The organism is Sphingomonas sp. BRN-1R (genome assembly GCF_057748035.1).
In genome coordinates, this window is sequence record NZ_CM173236.1 from 3,458,043 (window position 1) to 3,475,588 (window position 17,546).

A 17,546-nucleotide genomic window follows, 5' to 3' on the forward strand; every position below is an offset into this window, starting at 1 on the left:
TGGATCTCGCCGATCACCAACGGCTGCGAACACCCACCTTGAAGTAGCGACCGATCGGATCGAAATTCAGTGGGTTGCCGTTTAGACGGAGCTGTTCCGGCTCACCTTTGTCGAAGACGTTGTTGACCGTCACGTAGAATTCCCAACGGTCAGCGCCGCTGGAATCCGGTATCTTGATGCGCGTCGTTAGATCGAGATAGAACCGGGCGTCCACCCGGTTGATGTTGATGCTGTTCGGATCATTGACATTGTAGCCTTGATCTTGCGGACCGATTTTTGTCGAGTCCAGTATCCCTTTCGGGATGTAACGACCATGCGCCGTCAACGAGAAGCGCCGATTTGAATAGGTAAGGACACCGTCGAGCTTATATCGCGGAACACCTTGCACGTTGGCAATCGAACCAGCGTTGCCAGTAACGTCGTCTAGTTGCGTGATGAGCCCGGTAGCACCCGTCGTGGACAGGTCCAAAATGTAATTCGCATTGCCCTGAAGATCGATGTTCCCGCTGCCGACCGGAATACGATAGTCCATGACAAGTTCGAGGCCTTTGGCGCGAAGCTGGCTCAGGTTTTGAAAATTCGAGAATACGGTGTTGATGGACCCGTTTGGGTTGAACGTGATCAGATCGCATAACAGAGCCTGCGTGCGGCACGCAGTGGCAATTGCTGGAGCCGTAAGCGAGTCAATCGCGCCGTCCACCCGAATGTTATAGTAATCGAGCGATATGTTGAACCGTGGCATGAAGCTCGGCTTCAGCACCACGCCTGCGGTTAACGTATTGGCGCTCTCCAACTTGAGGTTCGGGTTGCCACCGGTGATGACGTACTGCTGCGTCGTGCTGCCGATGAACGGATCGGCGAGGGGCATGAGAAGCGTCGTGGAGTTGGGGCTCGACTCCGCCGCAGTGGGCGCACGAATGTCGCGCGAGCGCGTCACCCGAAAGGTGATGTCACGAATCGGAGTATACACGCCGCCGACCTTCCAGGTCGTCGCGTTGCCAAACGTATTATAGTGTGTCCACCGTACCGCTCCATCGATATCGAACGCTTTCCCGAGCGGCGAATCCTTCAGCAGCGGGATCCCCGATTCCAAATAGCCTTCCGCAACGCTCGTCTTGGTGAAGGGGAGCGCGGAGGTCAGAGTGGCAATGTAATTGCCCGCCAGCGAGTTCGCGTCGGCACCGCCAATTGCGGTGTCGCGGCGATACTCACCGCCAAATGCGACGCTGACCTCGCCCGCCCAAGTGCTGAACGGGGAGCCGCGCAGGTTGGCTGCGGCGACATGCTGTTGATAGAGACGGTCTTGCGTCGCGGTCGCAGCATAAGCAGCACGTTGCTCCGCGGTGAACTGCCCATCGCCGAACAGGTTCTGCGGTATGCAGCCATTCCCCGGATTGGTGAGGGAAGTACGGCAGACGATGCTGCCGATCGCCAGCCCCGACGTACCGCGATTGGCTGCGGTGACGCGCACCGCATCGATGGACGCGTTCCACGTCTTGAGCCGAACATTGTTGACCGTGACGTCGGAGTCCACGCGACCATAGGTATAATACGCATCCCACGCCCACCCTCGTCCGAACGCACCTTTGATTGATAAAGCCGCACGATAGGTATCATTGACGCTCCGGCCCTCGGAAGTCGCGCCAAACGCGACAGCGCCATGGTTTACCAGCAGCCGGGTAATCGTGGGATCCGCGGCGCGCACTGCAGCGACCGTTTCGGCAGAGAGATAAGGATTGTCGAGCCCGATGGACGTCGAGTCGACCGGCGAAGCGGCTCTGGTCGGTCCGCCAACAACGCGGGAATATAGCAGCTCGGCCGAAACGGAGATGGTGTCGGTCAAGTCATAATCGACGCGCGTCATCGCCGAGTGATGTCGCACCGGCACCACTAGCGGCACAGGGCTGAAGCCGAGCAGATAGGGCTGCGTCGGGTCGCCGTTCGGATATTGTGCGAACGTGCCACTAAGGAAGTTGCCGAACGTATACGGCACCAGATTGCCCGCCGCATCGAACTGCCGGTTGCGCAAGCTCGTGGGAAGTGACGTCGCGCCGACGTTGAGTACCTGCTGGCCGAGCGTAATGGTCGACCCGGGAGTGGCGCCCGGCTTGACCGCACCGGTCAAGATGCCGCTATCGTTGTACACAAACATCACATTGTTGAGTACAAGCGTCGCCGGCAAGCCGTTGGTGCTGGTGCGGGTGGCCGTGTTGTAGCCGGGGTTGGCTACGTAGTTGGTGTATTTGCTGCACCACGCACGTGTTTCGCACGGGCCAACGCCGGTTTCCTGCTGATATTCCGCGCCGAAAATGATGTGCCCGCGATCACCAGCAAACTTCGTCCCAGCTGCGAGCGACACATAGGTCTGACGAGCATCGCCGCGCTCGCTGATTCCGTTGCTTGCCTCCATCTTCACGCCGGTGAGCTTGCTGTCGATGATCAGGTTCACCACGCCAGCCACGGCGTTCGCGCCGTAGGCGGCAGATGCGCCGCCGGTCACGACCTCGGATCGCTGCACCAAGATGGACGGGATCGCGTTCAGATCGACCGTACCCTGATCGCTGCTGCCGACAAAGCGACGGCCATCGAGCAAGACAAGCGTTCGCGTGGCGCCAAGCCCACGCAGATCGAGAACGCGGGCAGCGATGTTTCCGGACACGCGAAACGAGTTGTTGGCGGGGGAATTGCTGGCGCGGAACGAGGGGATTTGGGTTAGCGCATCGCCAATATTGTTGATGCCAAGCTGTTGCAGACGCTGCTCACCGACCACATTGACCGGGGTCGGCGCATCATAACCAGCACGGGCTAGGCGAGAGCCAGTGACCACAATATCCTTGGTGTTGTCGCTCCCGGCGGGCTCGGCCGTTGCTGGTGTCGACGGTTTGGGAACAGCGTTGCCGCTGTCCACATCCGGGTTGGCCGGGGTCATGCCGCCGCCGACCGGCGTTGGTGAAGACTCTTGCATCTGCGGAGCCGTTGGCGCTGCTTGTGGCTGTATGGCCGTCTGTGCGCTTGCCGGCGTTTGCACGAATGCCGCCGTCATCAAGGCCAGTACAGAGGCAGAGCAACGCATTTTGGAATGAATCGTGTTGGCCATAGGTTCTCTCCCTGGATCGACAGGCTACCCAGCTTGCGTTGTTCGCAACGAGCGCCGATGCTGTTGTTTTGTTTGGCAATGATTATGCGCCACGGATCGTGCGATACGCGGAGCGATGCCTTGCGGCTGACGTTGCCTAATCGGCATGCCGCCCTAGGATGACCGAGCGGCCGGTTTTGTAGAGGACTTGGTGGCGCTCCTCGTCGGTCAGGAGCTTGGTGGACTCGATCGCTCTCCTGACCATTTCCTTGTACGTGCCGGATGATGTGCCGATATCAGAACCCCACATCACCCTGTCTGCCCCGAAAAAGTCGACCGCGCGGCGGAGAACAGCTTCAGGCGCGAAGCCTTGCTCGCGGATCACGTCCATATTCAGCGACGTGAACTTCACCGATATGTTGCGCCTTGCCGCAAAGCCGTCGAACTGAGCGCCGATTCCGAAGCCAGGATCGCTGACCTTGGGCAGAAAGATATGGTCGAGCACGATCCGGAGATCAGGGAAGCGATCGGCCATTGCCTCCACCACCGGAATGAGGACCTGACCATCGACGGCGGGCGCCTCAATATCGACGAGCAGGCCGAGTTCAGCAGCGACGGTCCATACTGCGATCGCCGCCGGCGAACTTAGCCAAGCGCTCTTGTCCTTCACACCCACGCCGAAGAAGCGAATGCCGACAATCCCGCGCCTGGCATAGTCCCGCACGATCTGCGGCGTTTCAGACGCTTGCGGATCCACGATGATGATAGCGCGCATCTCGTCGGGAAAGATGTCTGCTGCATCCACGATATAGCTGTTGTCGGTGCCGTAGATCATGCCCTTTTGCACCGCTGCAATGCCGACCACGTTCTCCTCGATCATCCAGCCGTGCAGTTGCTCCGCCGTCGGCCTTTCGTTGATTGGGCTGGCACCGTGCATACCGCCGGGCTTGCCGATCGTCCCCGGCCCGAAGGGTGACGTTGCTGTCGACGGTTTATCGGACCGCATCGGATTGCGGGGATACCGGACCTGATCGTCCGAGACGAGGTGCGCGTGAGAGTCGTAAATAACCGGACGATTGGCGGACGGAGCGCCATCGTTCAGAAGAGATGCAGTGTTCATTCGACTACTCCGATCGTATCGATTATCGCTTTTCAAAACAGCTCAGGTTCTGAAGACGGGCGTCAGACGGCAGGCTTCATCGCTTCGTTGAAGTCCCTCAGTGCGGATCCGGCGGCTTGGCGAAGGAATCCTAGGTCGGACGCGACGACCATCGCGGTGACGCCCAGGTCAATGAGCCATTTGGCTTCGTCGCTCTTCATCGACTGGGTTAGCGCCGCGAGCGGTTTGCCCGCGCGCCTGCACGCCTCGGCGACGCGATGGACCGCGTCATCCAACCTTGGCGTGGGTCCTGTCGCGTTGCTCAGCGAAAGAGCCAGATCGCCACGGCCGAGGAAGATCGCGTCGACCCCGTTGACGCTGACGATGTCATCGATCACGTCGACAGCCTGCCGGTCTTCAATCATGCAGATCACCGCGCTGGTTTCGTCCGACAGATCGAAATTGCGGGCGCCGTTCTTGCCGTATTCGCCGCCGCGGCTCGCGCCGGCGCCGCGTACACCGCTGCGGTACCTGGCCCATGAAACAACCGCACGCGCCTTCTCAGCGGAGTCGACGTGCGGCACCATGACACCCATCGCGCCGTCATCGAGCGCCGAGAGGACGCTGCTCGCATCCGCGCGCGCAATGCGGACGATGCCGGCGATCTGGTAGGCGCGGCAGGCAAGCAGTGCGGTGTCGAGCGTCGCGCGGCCCCAGGGCGCATGCTCCTCGTCTAGGATCACGAAGTCGAAGCCATCCAGGCCCAGCACCTCGGTATTCTGGGGAGCGGGCACTTTCATGAACGAGCCGATCAACGGCTCACTTGCCTTCAGCCGGGCGCGAAACTGACAAGGATCGGGACGCGATACCATGATTTTTCCTCTTGATGGTTTTCATCCGCTGGACCGGACGTGCGGACGCCCGCGACCCGACCCGCTTTTTGGTCGTGTCGCTGATGTGCTCCTGATCGCTGATCCGCTCAGCCCTATACGGGCACAAACACGGGCAGCTTCTCGTCGCCTGCGGTTTCGACGATCTCGACGCGCACACGTTGGCCAATCGCGAGCGTCTCAGGCGTGTCAGTCAGGATGTTGGTCATCAGCGTCGGCCCCTCCGACAACGTGACCATCGCCAACACGTAGTTGCCGCCGGGCCTCGTAACCTGCGTGTATGAGTAGAGGGTGCCCTCTCCTGAAGACTCGAGCCAGGAGCTTTCGGACAGGCAGAACGGGCACAGCGCGCGTGGGTAGAAGAACGGCTGATTGCACCCGTTGCAGGCCTTGATCAGCAACTTGGCTTCTCGCAACGCATCGAAGAACGGGGCAGTGTCCGGATCGCGGACGGGCGAAGAAAACACGTGATGCTCAGCCATGTCAGATCGCCTCCAGGATGAGCGTGCCGCAATTGTGCCGCGTCGAAAGCGACATCCCCATGCCCTGCACGAGCGCGATGTCGCAGTTCGGCACCTGCACCGCGGGATGCGCTTCACCGCGCAACTGACGCACCGCTTCGAACACTTTTGTCGCACCGCCACGATTGTTGGGATGGTTATTGCACAGCCCGCCCCCGTCGGTGTTGAAGGGCAGCTTGCCGACGCCTGAAATCAGGTTGCCATCCGCGACGAACTTCCCGCCGTCCCCCTTCGCGCAAAACCCGAGATCTTCGAGCTGAAGCAGCACCGTGATTGTGAAGCTGTCGTAGATGGACGCGTATTTCACGTCAGCGTGCGTCACGCCGGCCTCGGCAAAAGCCATGGGCCCCGAATGTGCCGCCGCGGTGGTGGTGATGTCGGCTCGACCGCCTTTGTTGTAGCTAAAGGCCTCCCCAGCGCCGCGGACGATCACACCTGGCCGCTTCAGCGAACGCGCGATCTCCGGCCGTGCGACGATGATGGCCCCGGCTCCATCGCTGACCACGCAACAATCGAGAAGGTGCAGCGGATCGGCGACCATCCGGGAATTGACGACATCCTCGACGGTTACGACGTCGCGCAACATCGCGTTCGGATTGTGTTGCGCATGATGCGAGGCCGCAACCTTTACCCATGCGAGTTGCTCGCCGGTGGTGCCAAACTCATGCATGTGCCGGCGTGCAGCAAGCGCATATTGGGCGGGGGTGATCGGGGAATACGGCAACTCGAACGAGCTTTCCGGCGTAGTTCCCATCGCCGCGGGTGAACCGCCCAGACCTGAACGGGGCATTCCGGCGAAGGTGATCAGCACGACGTCACACTTGCCGGCCATGATCGCCTGCGTCGCATGCGCGACGTGATTGACATAGGACGAACCGCCAGTGTCCGTGGTCTCGGCATAACGAACATCCAGACCGAGATAGTCAATCATCGACATCGGCCCCAGCCCTGGCGCAACGCTGTCGGTGATGTAGCCGTCGATGTCCGTGCCGGTCAGCCCTGCATCGGCGAGCGCACCGCGGGCGGCTTCGGCGTGAAGTTGAGCAAGAGTGCGGCTGGTTACCTTGCGGTCGGGATGCTCGTAAATTCCGACAATCTGCGCTTGGCCGTTGATGCTCATAGCACCTCCTGCGGTTCTTGCGGGACCGACACGCGAGACGGTGGGACGCCACGACGCAGTTCGACACCGGTCTTGGCCTGCAGTTCCTCGAAGCTAAGTCCCGGCGCCATCTCGCGAACCGTCATGCCAGCGGTTCTATCGACGTCGATTATGGCAAGGCTCGAATAGATCCGCGTCACCGCACCCACCGCCGTCAACGGGTAGGTGCATTGTTCGACCAGCTTAGGCTCACCGAACTTGGTGGTATGTTCGGTGATAATCCACACCCGCTTGGCGCCGACGACGAGATCCATCGCGCCGCCAACGCCGGGCGCTACACTGGTGTCGTCGGTCGCCCAATTCGCGAGGTCGCCCCGGCCAGATACCTGATAGGCGCCAAGCACGCACAGATCGAGATGGCCGCCGCGGATCAGCGAGAAGCTGTCGGCGTGGTGCACCAGCGCACCACCAGGCCGGATGGTGACATGCTGCTTGCCGGCGTTAACCATCCAGGGGTCGAACTGCTCGGGCGTGGGTTTTGGCCCCATGCCGATCAGCCCGTTTTCCGAGTGAAACATCACTTGCCGGCCATCCGGAATATAATCTGAAACCAGCAGCGGAATGCCGATGCCGAGATTGACGTACCAGCCGTCCTGGATGTTGATCTTGCCCCTATTTCGCCGGACAGGTTCAAGCGGTTGTTGAACCCATTGCGCGATGCTCGCGCGGCGAACGCATTTTGAGACCCGAGTGCGGGTGGTGTTCGTTGTAGTCTTCGATCCAGGCAGCGAGTGATGTCAACGCGGTATGTGCGTCGGGCAGCGGTGAGACGCGGACGTAATCTCGTTTGAGGGTGTGTACGAACGCCTCGGAGATGCCGTTGGACTGCGGGCTCCGGACAGGCGTGAAGCACGGCTTCAGTCCCAGCTGGCGTGCAAAGATCCGGGTCGCGCGGGCGGTATAAGCCGAGCCATTGTCGGTCAGCATCTCGACCATCGACGTTGCGCGCGGTCCACCGAAGCGGGTCTCTACGGCTTCCAGCATGATGTCGCGCACATCTGAACCGCTGATGCCGGCGTTGGCGACCGCGCGCCAGGCGATCACCTCGCGGTCGTGCGCATCGATGATGAAGGCGGCTCGGACGATCTCACCGTTCCAGCACGTGAACTCGAGGCCATCTGAGCACCAGCGCAGGTTTGACCGTATGGTCACGACAACGCCGTCGTGGCCGTAGTCGGGCCGTTCGGTGTAGCGTCGTGCCAGCAGCAGGCGGTTTACCGCCATGATCCGGTAGATGCGCTTGTGGTTGACCGGGTCAGCTCCTTCCGCGCGGAGCTGACGGTTGAGGACCGCCGCGATGCGGCGGTAGCCATATGTTGGCCGCTTCGCGGCGATGTGCTGGATGAGCGGCAGCAGTTGCACGTCGTCGGCCTTGGTATAGCGGCCGCGCGTCGTGATGCTGCCTGTGACGCGCTCGTATACCGTCGAGCGTGCCACGCCGAGCGTACTAGCCACGAGGCTCACCGGAAATTTTCCGGCAGCGGCGAGCGCATGAGCAAGGTCGCTTTTTTTGGGCGCGAACGGTCGAGCGCTTCCTTGAGGATCTCGACCTCCAGCGTCTTCCGGCCGAGCTGACGCTCAAGCTCACGAATGCGGCTCTCCATCTCGCGCACCTCGCGGTTGCTGGTCACGTCATCGTCGCCGGTGACCGCGACACTCCCACCTTCGAGCATAAACCGCCGCCAGCGGTACAGGAGATTGGGTGCGACGCCGTTTCGCCGGGCCACAATCGAAATGCTCTCGCGACCATCGAGTGTCTCCTCGACGATCCTCAGCTTCTCTGCGGCGCTCCAGTGACGGCGCCGACCGCCATCAGTGATGATCTCAGACAAAGACATAAGCCTATGCTCAGGGGCTATCCCTAAGCCTCCGTGTTAGGCTCAAATCTGTCCGGACGAAACGGGGGCCAGTTCAGATGTCCTGCGCAACACGACGGGCCAACTCAGTCCGGCCAAAGGGTGTAAAAGGCGTGGATACGTTTGACATGTGGTTCCCTCAGAAGGTCGGAACGAGCACGGGGACATGAACAATACGGTCCACATAGACGCTAGGCGTCACGACCTCTTCAGGGTCGATCTCCCCGATGTCGACAATGCGGCTCGCCTGAACAACGGTGACCTTGGCAGCTGCCGCCATCACGGGGTTGAAGTTGCGCCCGGTACCTCGGTAAGTGAGATTACCGATCGGATCCGCCGTCCAAGCCTGGACGAGCGCGACATCCGCGTAGATCGGCAGTTCAAGAATTTGCTGTACGCCGTTATATTCGCGCGTTTCTTTCCCCTCGGCCAGCAAGGTGCCCGCCGCCGTTGGTGTAAAGAAGGCGCCGATGCCGGCGCCGGCGGCGCGGATGCGTTCGGCAAGCGTGCCTTGGGGAACCAGTTCAAGTTCGACCTTGCCCGCGGCGTGGAGCTTGCTGAACAGGTTGCAGTCCGCGCTTCGTGGAAAGCTGCAGATCATCTTGCGCACTCGCCCGTTCTCGAGCAACCGCGAAACGGTTCGGCCCGGCGTCGTCCCGGCTCCGTTCATCACCAGCGTCAGGTCCCTTACGCCGAGTTCCGTCAGCGCCTCGACCAACTCGTCCGGCTGTCCAACAAGGCCGAACCCGCCGATCATGATCTGCGCGCCGTCCTTTACGTCCGACAAGGCTTCAGCGGCACTCGCAACGACTTTTCTGTTCACGTTCGCAGGTCCCCTTCCTTGAATTGCGTCACTTCGTCACGCGGACCCTCTGCCGGGGTGCGCCGCATGAGGCGGTTCGTTCGTGTCACCTGCGCAGTCGGGAACCTGCGCGAAGCGGGCTAACGAGGCGCCCCTCCGGCTGCGACAACCGCCTGGACGTGAGGGACCGTTCGCCAAGACTGCACGTCTGGGCGGAACCGCCTCAATTCATCTCTTGTAGGTCCGTGAAGGGCGCCCGCACGCCCTTCTGGCTACTACGGCATCGGGTAGTCCTGTGCATTCAACACCCAGCCAGGCTTCATCGAGAAGTCAAAGCGTGGTGGGCTGAAGATGTCGATGAGGTGGCACGGCGGCTCAGGCAACGCCTGAGACGTATGAATCGCCGGCGGCGGAATGATCGTCATCGAGGGCGCCGAACAGCGGATCTTGGCATCGTCGCGCCAGATCGATTTGTTCGGTGTCCACGGCCACCGGACATAGTGCATGTAGTCGCCTTGCAACGTCAACGAACATTGCTCAAAGTCGTCATGGTGATGGGGCGACATCTTATTCGAGTCGCGTGGTATTTTGGTCACCGGCAACAGGTTTATCATCAAATTGGTAGATCGGTAGAGCCGGCCGAATCTGCCCGGTTCATCGGGTGGGTCCATCGGATAGAGTCGAAGCTTGTATCCTTCGGGCGGTGCCGGCCACGGCTGGAATGGCGGAATATTGGGATGCGGTTTCTCGTAGCTCGCTGCGTTATACGATCTTGCACGAAGGTCGGCCGACACCGCACTGAACAGCCGCAGAACTCGCCCCCCCTCTCTGACTAGAATTCTGCTGGTACCGGGAGGGATGATCGCCAGTTTGTAGCGGACGTCGACAGCGTTCCCCACATCGCTTTCAATATCGACCACAGCTTTCTCATCCGGAAAAAACGCCATGTATTCGTCCGGCTGCGCGACACGTTCCAAGATCACACCCGGCTCGGCTTCCGTATACGACAAAACGAAGTTCTGCCCGCGGCCGTACCATGTTCGATAACCCGGCCCCGTCTCTGATGCTGGAACTTTGTGGAATTCGATCAACTCCGCGTCGGCGTAATCGAGAACAACCGGCTTTACCCCGTTCTCAGCAGCACCACCCAGAGTGGATCGGGGATCATTGATATCGTACATGACTCGCCCTCCGTGATCTCATTATGAACACGGCGGGATTGATGTCAAGAATGTTATTCGCTATGGAGAATGCATGCTGCTCGCACACGAACAAAAAGCCGAATTGCCTGTCGGAAAGCCGGTCGGAGCTGTCATGGCCGCCATTCAAATCCTGCGGTATCTGGCGGACCAGCCCGGGCCGGTAACGAACATCCAGATTGCGCGGAGCCTGAACCTTAACATCAGCACGAGCTTCAACATCCTGCGGACACTCTCGAGCGAAAGCCTGGTCACCTTCGATCCCGCCGCAAAGGCGTATTCGCTAGGGTATGCCTTGCTTGAGCTTGCCAACAGCGCACTCGACCAAATGAGTTCGGTGCGCCTGATCCACCCCGAGCTCGAACGCCTGACCCAGCAGTGGGAAGTCACCACCGCCTTGTGGCTTCGCATCAGCCAGTCGCAAGTGTTCCTGGTCGATCGCGTCCAGCCCAATTCATGGGTGCGAGTGGAAATGCCGGTTGGCCGCCGCATGCCCGCGTTGGCCGGCGCACTGGGTCGGTGTCTCGCCGGTTTCCCCGGCATTCACGCGAGCGAGATGGCAGATTTGTACAAAGCGGTACGCGGCGACGACCCTGTTCCTTTCGACGAGTTCCTGTTGGACGTCGAAGAGGCGAAGCGGCTGGGGTACGGTGTCGATCGGGATCGGCTCTGGCGTGGGCTGACGTCGTTGTCGAGTTGTATCGTCGAGCCGTCCGGTCGCCCCATGTTCGCGCTGTCGGTGGTGACGCTGAGTGCGCGCTGCTCGGTTGAACAAGAGCGCGCCATCGGTGCGGACCTCCAGGAGACCACGAGCCGTATCAGCCGCCTTCTGCTGCGCCCACAGATGCAGCCGGACGACGGAGCGGAGCAGGATACAGTATGAGCCCTGTGCGCTGTACGCGATTACAACGCGATTTTGACGTGGCGCGACGGCACTGCGGTAGCGGTGGCACCGCCGGATCGCGGAACAGCGCCGTCGCGCCGGGACCGCACGCGTGAACAGTCGCCGTCTCGACGCGGCTGAGTGCGTCGTTTCGGTACTTCTTTCGATTGCGGCCGCACACCTGTTCGGCGCGTCTAATATCGCATGGGCAGCCTTCGCCGGTCTTCTGGTCATGCGCGGTCATGCAGCGGACACGATGCATCGGGGATTGCTGCGGATCGCCGGAACGATCGTCGGTAGCGCACTGGCGTTTTTCGTGGTGCCGCTGCTCGCAGGAACGTTGGCGTTGCGTGCGACAGGACTATTCCTGGTCGGCACCGCCACGATCTACATGGCCCTGACCGCGCGTCATGCGTATGCTTGGCTGATCCTCGGCCTTACGTTCATCATGGTGTTGCTCGACAAGGTCGAGCATCCCCAAGCTGAGTTGGCAGCTTTCGTTAAAACGCGCCTGATCGAGAACGCGACCGGCACCGCCGTGTGCGTGATCGTCAGCCTTGCCTCGACGCTTACGCTTCGGCGCTGGTGGCCGGCGACACGGATGCCCGCTGCAGAACCGCTGGGTTGGCACCGCTATGCCTTTCTTCATGCCGTACAGGGCGGGCTGGCAGCGGCATTGCTGGTTACGATTGCTTCCTGGCTACCGTTGCCGGCCCTTTCTCAAAGCGCGATCGCCATCGTTGCGGTCATGCTGGTGCCCGCGTCCGACCTACGCGCCCCGGCCCTGTCACCCGTCACCAACCGCCTGATCTATCGATTTGTTGGGTGCGCGGCCGGCGGCGTCTTTGGGTGGAGCTTCATATTCATCGCCAATGGACGTGTGACGCTTGTATTAGCGGCAACGGCGCTGGGGGTCGCAGTTGGCCGGTACTGCGAGAGCGGCAACCACGCATACCGCTACGCGGGTACCCAGTTTACCTTCGCCGTCCTGATCACGCTGGTGCCTGACAACATCGCTCATGCCACCATCGGCCCGGGATGGGACCGGCTGCTCGCCGTGTTTATCGGCATGGCGATGGTTGAACCGGTGCTGATGGGCTCGCATGCCTTCAACCGCCTTGGCTCACTCCTCAAGCCGCCTCGTCCGGGAGCGGCCGTGCAGATCATCAGAGATTTGCGGCGCGGATCGGACAGCGACCAAGATCACGCACCTTCGCCTGTCAGAGCGTCCGGTGATGAGAGTGCTGCGACTTGCTCTCACTGATCGCACGTCGGCACCGTGAAAGCATACGCGTCGGCATCACGCGATCGAGGTCAGCCGACCATTATCTAAGATGAAGAAATTCAAGAGGATGTTAAATGGCGAATATTGGTCCAGCCCCGGTACGATCTTGCAAGAAGCAAGCATCGCGCGATGCTAGCGTTCGACGTGCTGAAATAATCCGACCTGTAACCGCGCTTGCGAAGGCTGAAATCGCATGACGGCTGATCCAACGGTCATGGACAGCGTCCGAAGCACACGCGGAGAGGCGATCACCCGCGCGCTGGATGCCGAATTCACGTGGCGAAGCCGCTCGCTGCCGCCGATCCTGATTGGTACATTGTTGTTATTCGATTCGTGGGATGTCGGGCTGATCTCGTACGTGGCGCCCGTGCTCGCGAAGGAATGGCACCTCGGCTCCCTCTTTCTCGGCACCGTCCTCTCTGCGGGTTATGGCGGACAGTTCTTCGGCGCGCTGTTGTGTGGAGCGCTCGCCGAGCGATGGGGGCGCTTACCGGTTCTCTACATCGCCATCATTGTCATGTCGGTGTTTAGCGTGACGTGCGCTTTTCTGCACAACGCCGAGGCGATGATCGCTGTGCGCTTCGTCCAAGGCATCGCTATCGGTGGAGCGCTTCCCGTTGCGGCATCGTACATCAATGAGATTGCGCCATCGCAGCATCGAGGGCGCTACTTCTCGCTGTTCCAGTCACTCACCATGTCCGGCTATGTTTGGGCAGCGCTGTTCAGTGTGCTCATCATTCCCCATCTCGGCTGGCGTTGCATGTTCATCGTCGGCGGACTGCCAATATTGGGCCTCCCGTTCGTCTGGGCTAGGATCCCTGAGTCTCCGCGCTGGCTGGCAAGAAAGGGGCGTTATGCCGAGGTCGACCACGCACTTGTCAAACTCGGCGCCCAGTGCCTGCCGCCCTTTCCTGGTCCGGGAAGCGATTACGAGGAAGCGGCAACCGACAAACCGGGTCTCTCCGCACTGTTTGAACCTGCCATAAGAGGGCAGACCCTGACAGTGATGGCCTTGTGGTTCCTAGTGTCCTTTGTGAGCTTCGGGCTGGTGACATGGGTGCCGACGCTTCTCACCACGGTGTTCAAGATGCCGCTGCGGGACGCTCTGGCGGTCGGGGCGGTGAACAGCGTCCTATTTCTCATCGCCGCGCCGCTAGCCGCATTGGTGCTCGATCGCTTCGGCCGGCGGCCTCCTGCTATCGTGGCGGCGCTGCTGTCTGTGGTCGCCCTTGTCACCCTCGCCGTCCTGAAGCCGCACCAAATCGTTCTGGTGATTGCAATGCTGATTTTGGGGAAGCTCTCAGCCGCAGTCGGCTCCGTCATCCTGTGGCCCTTCTCGGCAGAAATCTTTTCTACGCGCGTACGAGCCCTCGGCCTCGGCGTAGCAAGCAGCCTAGGGCGAGCAGCGTCGATGATGACGCCCCTCGTCGTTGGGCTTATCTTGTCCTTCCAGAAGTCGCCGGTCGCTGTGTTTCTGGTGTTCGCCGGTTGCGGCTTCGGAGTTTTGCTGCTGTGGTGGCTCGCTGCAGCTGAAACAGTGGGTCAATCCCTAAGAGAAGACTAGATTTGGCGGTCCGCTCTACCGATCCGGGTCAGCTTCCTCCCTAGGGTCAAAACTCAATCAGCAGCTTGAGGTGCATAGCCTTTCCTGATTCAAAGATGGCTGTGGATCATGGGAGGTTGAGCATGGCGCTGTTCTGGTTGTCGGATGAGGCGTGGGCGGCAATTGAGCCGCATCTGCCGAGGAACCAGCCCGGTGCCCGACGTGTCGATGATCGCCGGGTGATTTCGGGCATTTTGCACGTGCTGAAGGTGGGCTGCCGCTGGTGCGACTGCCCGGCCGATTACGGGCCATCTACGACGGTCTATAACCGCTTCAACCGATGGTCGCGGCGAGGCTTCTGGCTCAAGCTGCTGGACGCACTGGTGAACACCGGCGCGGTGACGAAAAGCACCGCAATCGACAGCACTTACATCAAGGCGCAGCGCGCGGCGTTCGGAGCAAAGGGGGGCGTGCGGCACAAGCGATCGGTCGCTCGCGCGGCGGCTGGACGACCAAAATCCACGCGCTCACAGACGTCATCGGCCGTCCCTATGCGCTGATGCTGACACCGGGCAACGTCAGCGACATGAAGGCCGCGCCCGCGCTTCTCGAACACGCAGGCCGTATACGCTACCTGCTCGGCGACAAGGGCTACGATGCTGACCGGCTACGCCGTCTCGCTCGCGATGCCGGCGCGGTCCCGGTGATCCCCGGCCGGCGCAACCGCAAGCGCGTCATCCGCTACGACAAGGACCGGTACCGCGGCCGGCATCTTATCGAGAACGCCTTCTGCCGCCTGAAGGATTTCCGCCGCGTACACACGCGCTACGACAAGCTCGCCGCCAACTTCCTCTCAGCCGTGGCGCTCGCCACCGCCATCGCCTTCTGGCTGTGAACGAGTCTGAGCCCTAGTCGCCACAACAAGGCTTCGGAATGCGCTGGCGGTTCGAAAGGCCGCTTCGTCGAGTCTGGCGAGAACCGACCGGTCGGCGCAAGTCATTCACTTGGGCGAAACTCGAAAGCACGGCTATCGCCCTTTTCGAAGCCATCTCTTCCGTTTAATTGACCGCCAAAAGAGGCAGGTAAGCCAAGGGTTGACCTGGCGAGCACGCGTCTGTGCGCCTGCGCTGTCGGGGAGGTCGGCCGCGGTGAGGTTCACCATCAGCAGCCTGCCATCCGTGTCACTTGGAATGTGCCCGCTTGCGGCCGACAACTTTCTTGCCAGCATCGCCGACCCCTCCTCACCCCGCTTTCCCGCCGCTGGTGCCTTGATCGACTGGCTATCGACCACCGCTGCGCTGGCCGGCACCTTCGATCGCTTTCCTGACCTTCAGCTGATCCTCAACTATCGGCGAAATCGTCATCTTCTACGCCAGACGCTCCGCGATCATGGACCCCGTGTCGCGACCGAAGCATCCGATCGCCACTTATCTGCGCCGCAACCTCGACGCTACCGCCAGCGGCATGTTCTCGGCTGATTATCTCGCCCGGGTCGCCGCGATTGTGGGCACCCACCGGCTGCTTCTCTCGTCGGATTATCCCTACAACTATCGACCCGGCGGCGATGCCCGATGGTCGCGGATCTTCTCGCACCATTCAGACTGCTACTGCTCGAAATCTTGGAACCGCTCTGCGAGGCGGTGCGCTGCTCGGGCGTCAATCACGGGCGCCGGGCAGCAGAACTGTACCCGCGTTACCTGTAGTCGAGGGCAGCCTCTCCATTCAACCGAATGGCGCATCATCAGCTTCTTCCGCGTCAAGGGACGTTGCGCCATTTACGGATACATTTAGCCTGCACACCGTGATGCCTAACGCCGCCGTGACTCTCTCCAGAGCTGCCGCGCTCTGTCACACCGTGAGACGCCCCTCGACCCGCCGCTCGAATTTTTCTGCCCGACGCCCAACAATCGAACCCGACGGATTGCTGTTGATGGTAAAAGACGACCACCTTTGCCTCGCACCCGGCGTGCTGCCAGTGGAACGCTCGATCCTACAACACCGCAGCCCTGTACCGGCCCGCTCTGCTCACGGCTCAACGACCGCATTGTCGGTCGGCTTGCCCCGCCGGCTGAAGTGGAGTGTCAGGCGGTTCGCGTAAGCCCAGCGGGCGAGCGCCTCAGAAGCGGTACGTAAAACATGCAGTGGAAGATTTCGGAGCGCATGGGGATTTGCAATGAAGCTGCGTTTTCGTCACAAGATCACTATCCAGGAATGAATACCCTCCCTGAGCCCAGCAAAACAGCGTAGCAACACATATGGACATCATGACATGACAGAAGAAACGCTCAACCCCGTCGAACTCGCGACCGAACTGACCATCGCGTGGCTCGGCAACCAGAACAACCGCGTTGCGGCTGACGATGTGCCCGCGTTCCTGCGCACGATGCATGCGACGATCATCGAATTGGAGTCGGGCGCGTCGACGGCCGAGACAGCTCGCGAAGACTCTTCTCAGGAAGAAGCATTCACACCGGCGGTCTCGGTCCGCAAGTCGCTTGCCTCCAAGGATCATATCATTTCCATGATCGACGGAAAACCTTACAAGACATTGCGCCGGCATCTGTCGACGCACGGCCTGACCGACGTGCAGTACCGCGAACGCTATAATCTGCGTCCGGACTACCCGATGGTTTCCGAAAGCTATTCGCTCGCACGTCGTGAGATGGCGCAGAAGATTGGTCTCGGCCGCAAGCGGCGGAGCGCAGAGGCGACCCAGCACCAAGCGCCTGCGGACGCTGGTGCGAGTGCGGAGACGCCGCCTGCGAAGCGTACGCGGCGCAAGGCACCCGAAAACGCCTGATCGACCGCTCGCATTGCCTGACGCCGCGCGGGCGATGCGAGCCGAGGGCGCTGCCACCTTTGTTTTCTACGAACCGCTCAATCTGCGGAAGCCGTTCTGCGCCGCGCGCGCTGCTGTAATGTGAGCCGAACAGAATACGGACGAGCCGATTACGCTGTTGCCGTACACCCGCATCTACCCGCATAGCTCTGTGATGAACGATGTCCTTCGAGCGGCGATCATCGCCACTATCGCCCGCGCGCCCGAGTGGATCCGCCACGATCTGATCTCGAGGGAACCGGCAGTGCGCGCACGCGCCGAGGAGACGCTCGCGGCCATGATCGCAAAGGCGCTGACCGAAGTGAGCGGCGCGTAGGTGGCCCAGATCGACTGTTTGACGCGGTGAGCGCCGGTGCCGAAAGCGTGCGAGTTGTTCTTGGGTCTGGACGGCAGA

The 17,546-nt window shown here is 61.1% G+C and carries 14 protein-coding genes and 3 pseudogenes; 7 read left to right on the top strand and 10 right to left on the bottom strand.

Features of this window, described 5'->3' with window-relative positions; translation table 11 throughout:
* Window positions 1-13 precede the first annotated feature (13 nt).
* The 9 genes from AC3ANX_RS16195 to AC3ANX_RS16235 form a co-directional block, all read right to left on the bottom strand.
* Window positions 14-3,097, bottom strand: a complete 3,084-nt coding sequence (locus AC3ANX_RS16195; RefSeq protein WP_488334268.1) for a TonB-dependent receptor domain-containing protein — start codon at window positions 3,095-3,097, stop codon at window positions 14-16.
* A 136-nt stretch (window positions 3,098-3,233) separates the two neighbouring features.
* On the bottom strand, window positions 3,234-4,196 hold the full coding sequence (locus AC3ANX_RS16200) for an amidohydrolase family protein (protein ID WP_488334269.1): 963 nt from the start codon (window positions 4,194-4,196) through the stop codon (window positions 3,234-3,236).
* A 62-nt stretch (window positions 4,197-4,258) separates the two neighbouring features.
* On the bottom strand, window positions 4,259-5,047 hold the full coding sequence (locus AC3ANX_RS16205) for an HpcH/HpaI aldolase family protein (protein WP_488334270.1): 789 nt from the start codon (window positions 5,045-5,047) through the stop codon (window positions 4,259-4,261).
* Window positions 5,048-5,160: 113 nt separating this feature from the next.
* Window positions 5,161-5,547 carry a Zn-ribbon domain-containing OB-fold protein gene (locus AC3ANX_RS16210; RefSeq protein ID WP_488334271.1) on the bottom strand — a complete coding sequence of 129 codons (387 nt, stop codon included), beginning with the start codon at window positions 5,545-5,547 and terminating at the stop codon, window positions 5,161-5,163.
* Between the two features lies 1 nt (window position 5,548).
* Window positions 5,549-6,706 carry a thiolase domain-containing protein gene (locus AC3ANX_RS16215; RefSeq protein WP_488334272.1) on the bottom strand — a complete coding sequence of 386 codons (1,158 nt, stop codon included), beginning with the start codon at window positions 6,704-6,706 and terminating at the stop codon, window positions 5,549-5,551.
* Window positions 6,703-7,404 (bottom strand): 3-oxoacid CoA-transferase subunit B, encoded by a 702-nt coding sequence (locus AC3ANX_RS16220; RefSeq protein ID WP_488336975.1) that lies wholly within the window; start codon window positions 7,402-7,404, stop codon window positions 6,703-6,705. Before AC3ANX_RS16220 ends, AC3ANX_RS16215 begins: the two co-directional genes overlap by 4 nt.
* Window positions 7,376-8,583 (bottom strand): IS3 family transposase gene (locus AC3ANX_RS16225; protein ID WP_488334273.1). Its coding sequence is split into 2 segments (ribosomal slippage): window positions 7,376-8,259 and window positions 8,259-8,583, totalling 1,209 coding nucleotides; the frame shifts between segments, so codons are not numbered across the junction. Before AC3ANX_RS16225 ends, AC3ANX_RS16220 begins: the two co-directional genes overlap by 29 nt.
* 157 nt (window positions 8,584-8,740) lie before the next feature.
* Window positions 8,741-9,424 (bottom strand): CoA transferase subunit A, encoded by a 684-nt coding sequence (locus AC3ANX_RS16230; protein ID WP_488334274.1) that lies wholly within the window; start codon window positions 9,422-9,424, stop codon window positions 8,741-8,743.
* A 254-nt stretch (window positions 9,425-9,678) separates the two neighbouring features.
* The gene (locus tag AC3ANX_RS16235; RefSeq protein ID WP_488334275.1) at window positions 9,679-10,584 is read right to left on the bottom strand and encodes a cupin domain-containing protein; all 906 of its coding nucleotides are present in this window, start codon (window positions 10,582-10,584) and stop codon (window positions 9,679-9,681) included.
* 73 nt (window positions 10,585-10,657) lie between these two features.
* Here AC3ANX_RS16235 and AC3ANX_RS16240 point away from each other — a divergent pair, with 73 nt between their 5' ends.
* From AC3ANX_RS16240 to AC3ANX_RS16255, 4 genes and pseudogenes are all read left to right on the top strand, one after another.
* Window positions 10,658-11,485: an IclR family transcriptional regulator gene (locus AC3ANX_RS16240; RefSeq protein ID WP_488334276.1), complete on the top strand. Its 828-nt coding sequence runs from the start codon at window positions 10,658-10,660 to the stop codon at window positions 11,483-11,485.
* A 112-nt stretch (window positions 11,486-11,597) separates the two neighbouring features.
* A complete protein-coding gene (locus AC3ANX_RS16245; RefSeq protein ID WP_488334277.1) occupies window positions 11,598-12,749 on the top strand; it encodes an FUSC family protein in 1,152 nt (383 codons plus the stop codon).
* Between the two features lie 214 nt (window positions 12,750-12,963).
* On the top strand, window positions 12,964-14,334 hold the full coding sequence (locus tag AC3ANX_RS16250; RefSeq protein WP_488334278.1) for an MFS transporter: 1,371 nt from the start codon (window positions 12,964-12,966) through the stop codon (window positions 14,332-14,334).
* Between the two features lie 122 nt (window positions 14,335-14,456).
* Window positions 14,457-15,208: pseudogene (locus AC3ANX_RS16255) on the top strand (IS5 family transposase).
* Window positions 15,209-15,385: 177 nt separating this feature from the next.
* On the opposite strand, the pseudogene AC3ANX_RS16260 reads toward AC3ANX_RS16255, so the two are convergent.
* A pseudogene (locus AC3ANX_RS16260) lies at window positions 15,386-15,643 on the bottom strand (transposase); the annotation flags it as partial.
* A gap of 555 nt (window positions 15,644-16,198) precedes the next feature.
* On the opposite strand from AC3ANX_RS16260, the pseudogene AC3ANX_RS16265 reads away from it, so the two are divergent.
* The 3 genes and pseudogenes from AC3ANX_RS16265 to AC3ANX_RS16275 all read left to right on the top strand — a co-directional run.
* A pseudogene (locus AC3ANX_RS16265) lies at window positions 16,199-16,303 on the top strand (sulfate adenylyltransferase subunit CysD); the annotation flags it as partial.
* A 279-nt stretch (window positions 16,304-16,582) separates the two neighbouring features.
* A complete protein-coding gene (locus tag AC3ANX_RS16270) occupies window positions 16,583-17,113 on the top strand; it encodes a Ros/MucR family transcriptional regulator (protein ID WP_488334279.1) in 531 nt (176 codons plus the stop codon).
* A gap of 193 nt (window positions 17,114-17,306) precedes the next feature.
* Complete coding sequence (locus AC3ANX_RS16275) at window positions 17,307-17,468, top strand: hypothetical protein (protein ID WP_488334280.1); 162 nt, start codon at window positions 17,307-17,309, stop codon at window positions 17,466-17,468.
* Window positions 17,469-17,546: the final 78 nt, after the last annotated feature.

Coding starts and splice junctions, on each gene's coding strand:
- AC3ANX_RS16195 (WP_488334268.1), bottom strand. CDS start 3,097: ATGGCCAACACGATTCATTCCAAAATGCGTTGCTCTGCCTCTGTACTG.
- AC3ANX_RS16200 (WP_488334269.1), bottom strand. CDS start 4,196: ATGAACACTGCATCTCTTCTGAACGATGGCGCTCCGTCCGCCAATCGT.
- AC3ANX_RS16205 (WP_488334270.1), bottom strand. CDS start 5,047: ATGGTATCGCGTCCCGATCCTTGTCAGTTTCGCGCCCGGCTGAAGGCA.
- AC3ANX_RS16210 (WP_488334271.1), bottom strand. CDS start 5,547: ATGGCTGAGCATCACGTGTTTTCTTCGCCCGTCCGCGATCCGGACACT.
- AC3ANX_RS16215 (WP_488334272.1), bottom strand. CDS start 6,706: ATGAGCATCAACGGCCAAGCGCAGATTGTCGGAATTTACGAGCATCCC.
- AC3ANX_RS16235 (WP_488334275.1), bottom strand. CDS start 10,584: ATGTACGATATCAATGATCCCCGATCCACTCTGGGTGGTGCTGCTGAG.
- AC3ANX_RS16240 (WP_488334276.1), top strand. CDS start 10,658: ATGCTGCTCGCACACGAACAAAAAGCCGAATTGCCTGTCGGAAAGCCG.
- AC3ANX_RS16250 (WP_488334278.1), top strand. CDS start 12,964: ATGACGGCTGATCCAACGGTCATGGACAGCGTCCGAAGCACACGCGGA.
- AC3ANX_RS16270 (WP_488334279.1), top strand. CDS start 16,583: ATGACAGAAGAAACGCTCAACCCCGTCGAACTCGCGACCGAACTGACC.
- AC3ANX_RS16275 (WP_488334280.1), top strand. CDS start 17,307: ATGAACGATGTCCTTCGAGCGGCGATCATCGCCACTATCGCCCGCGCG.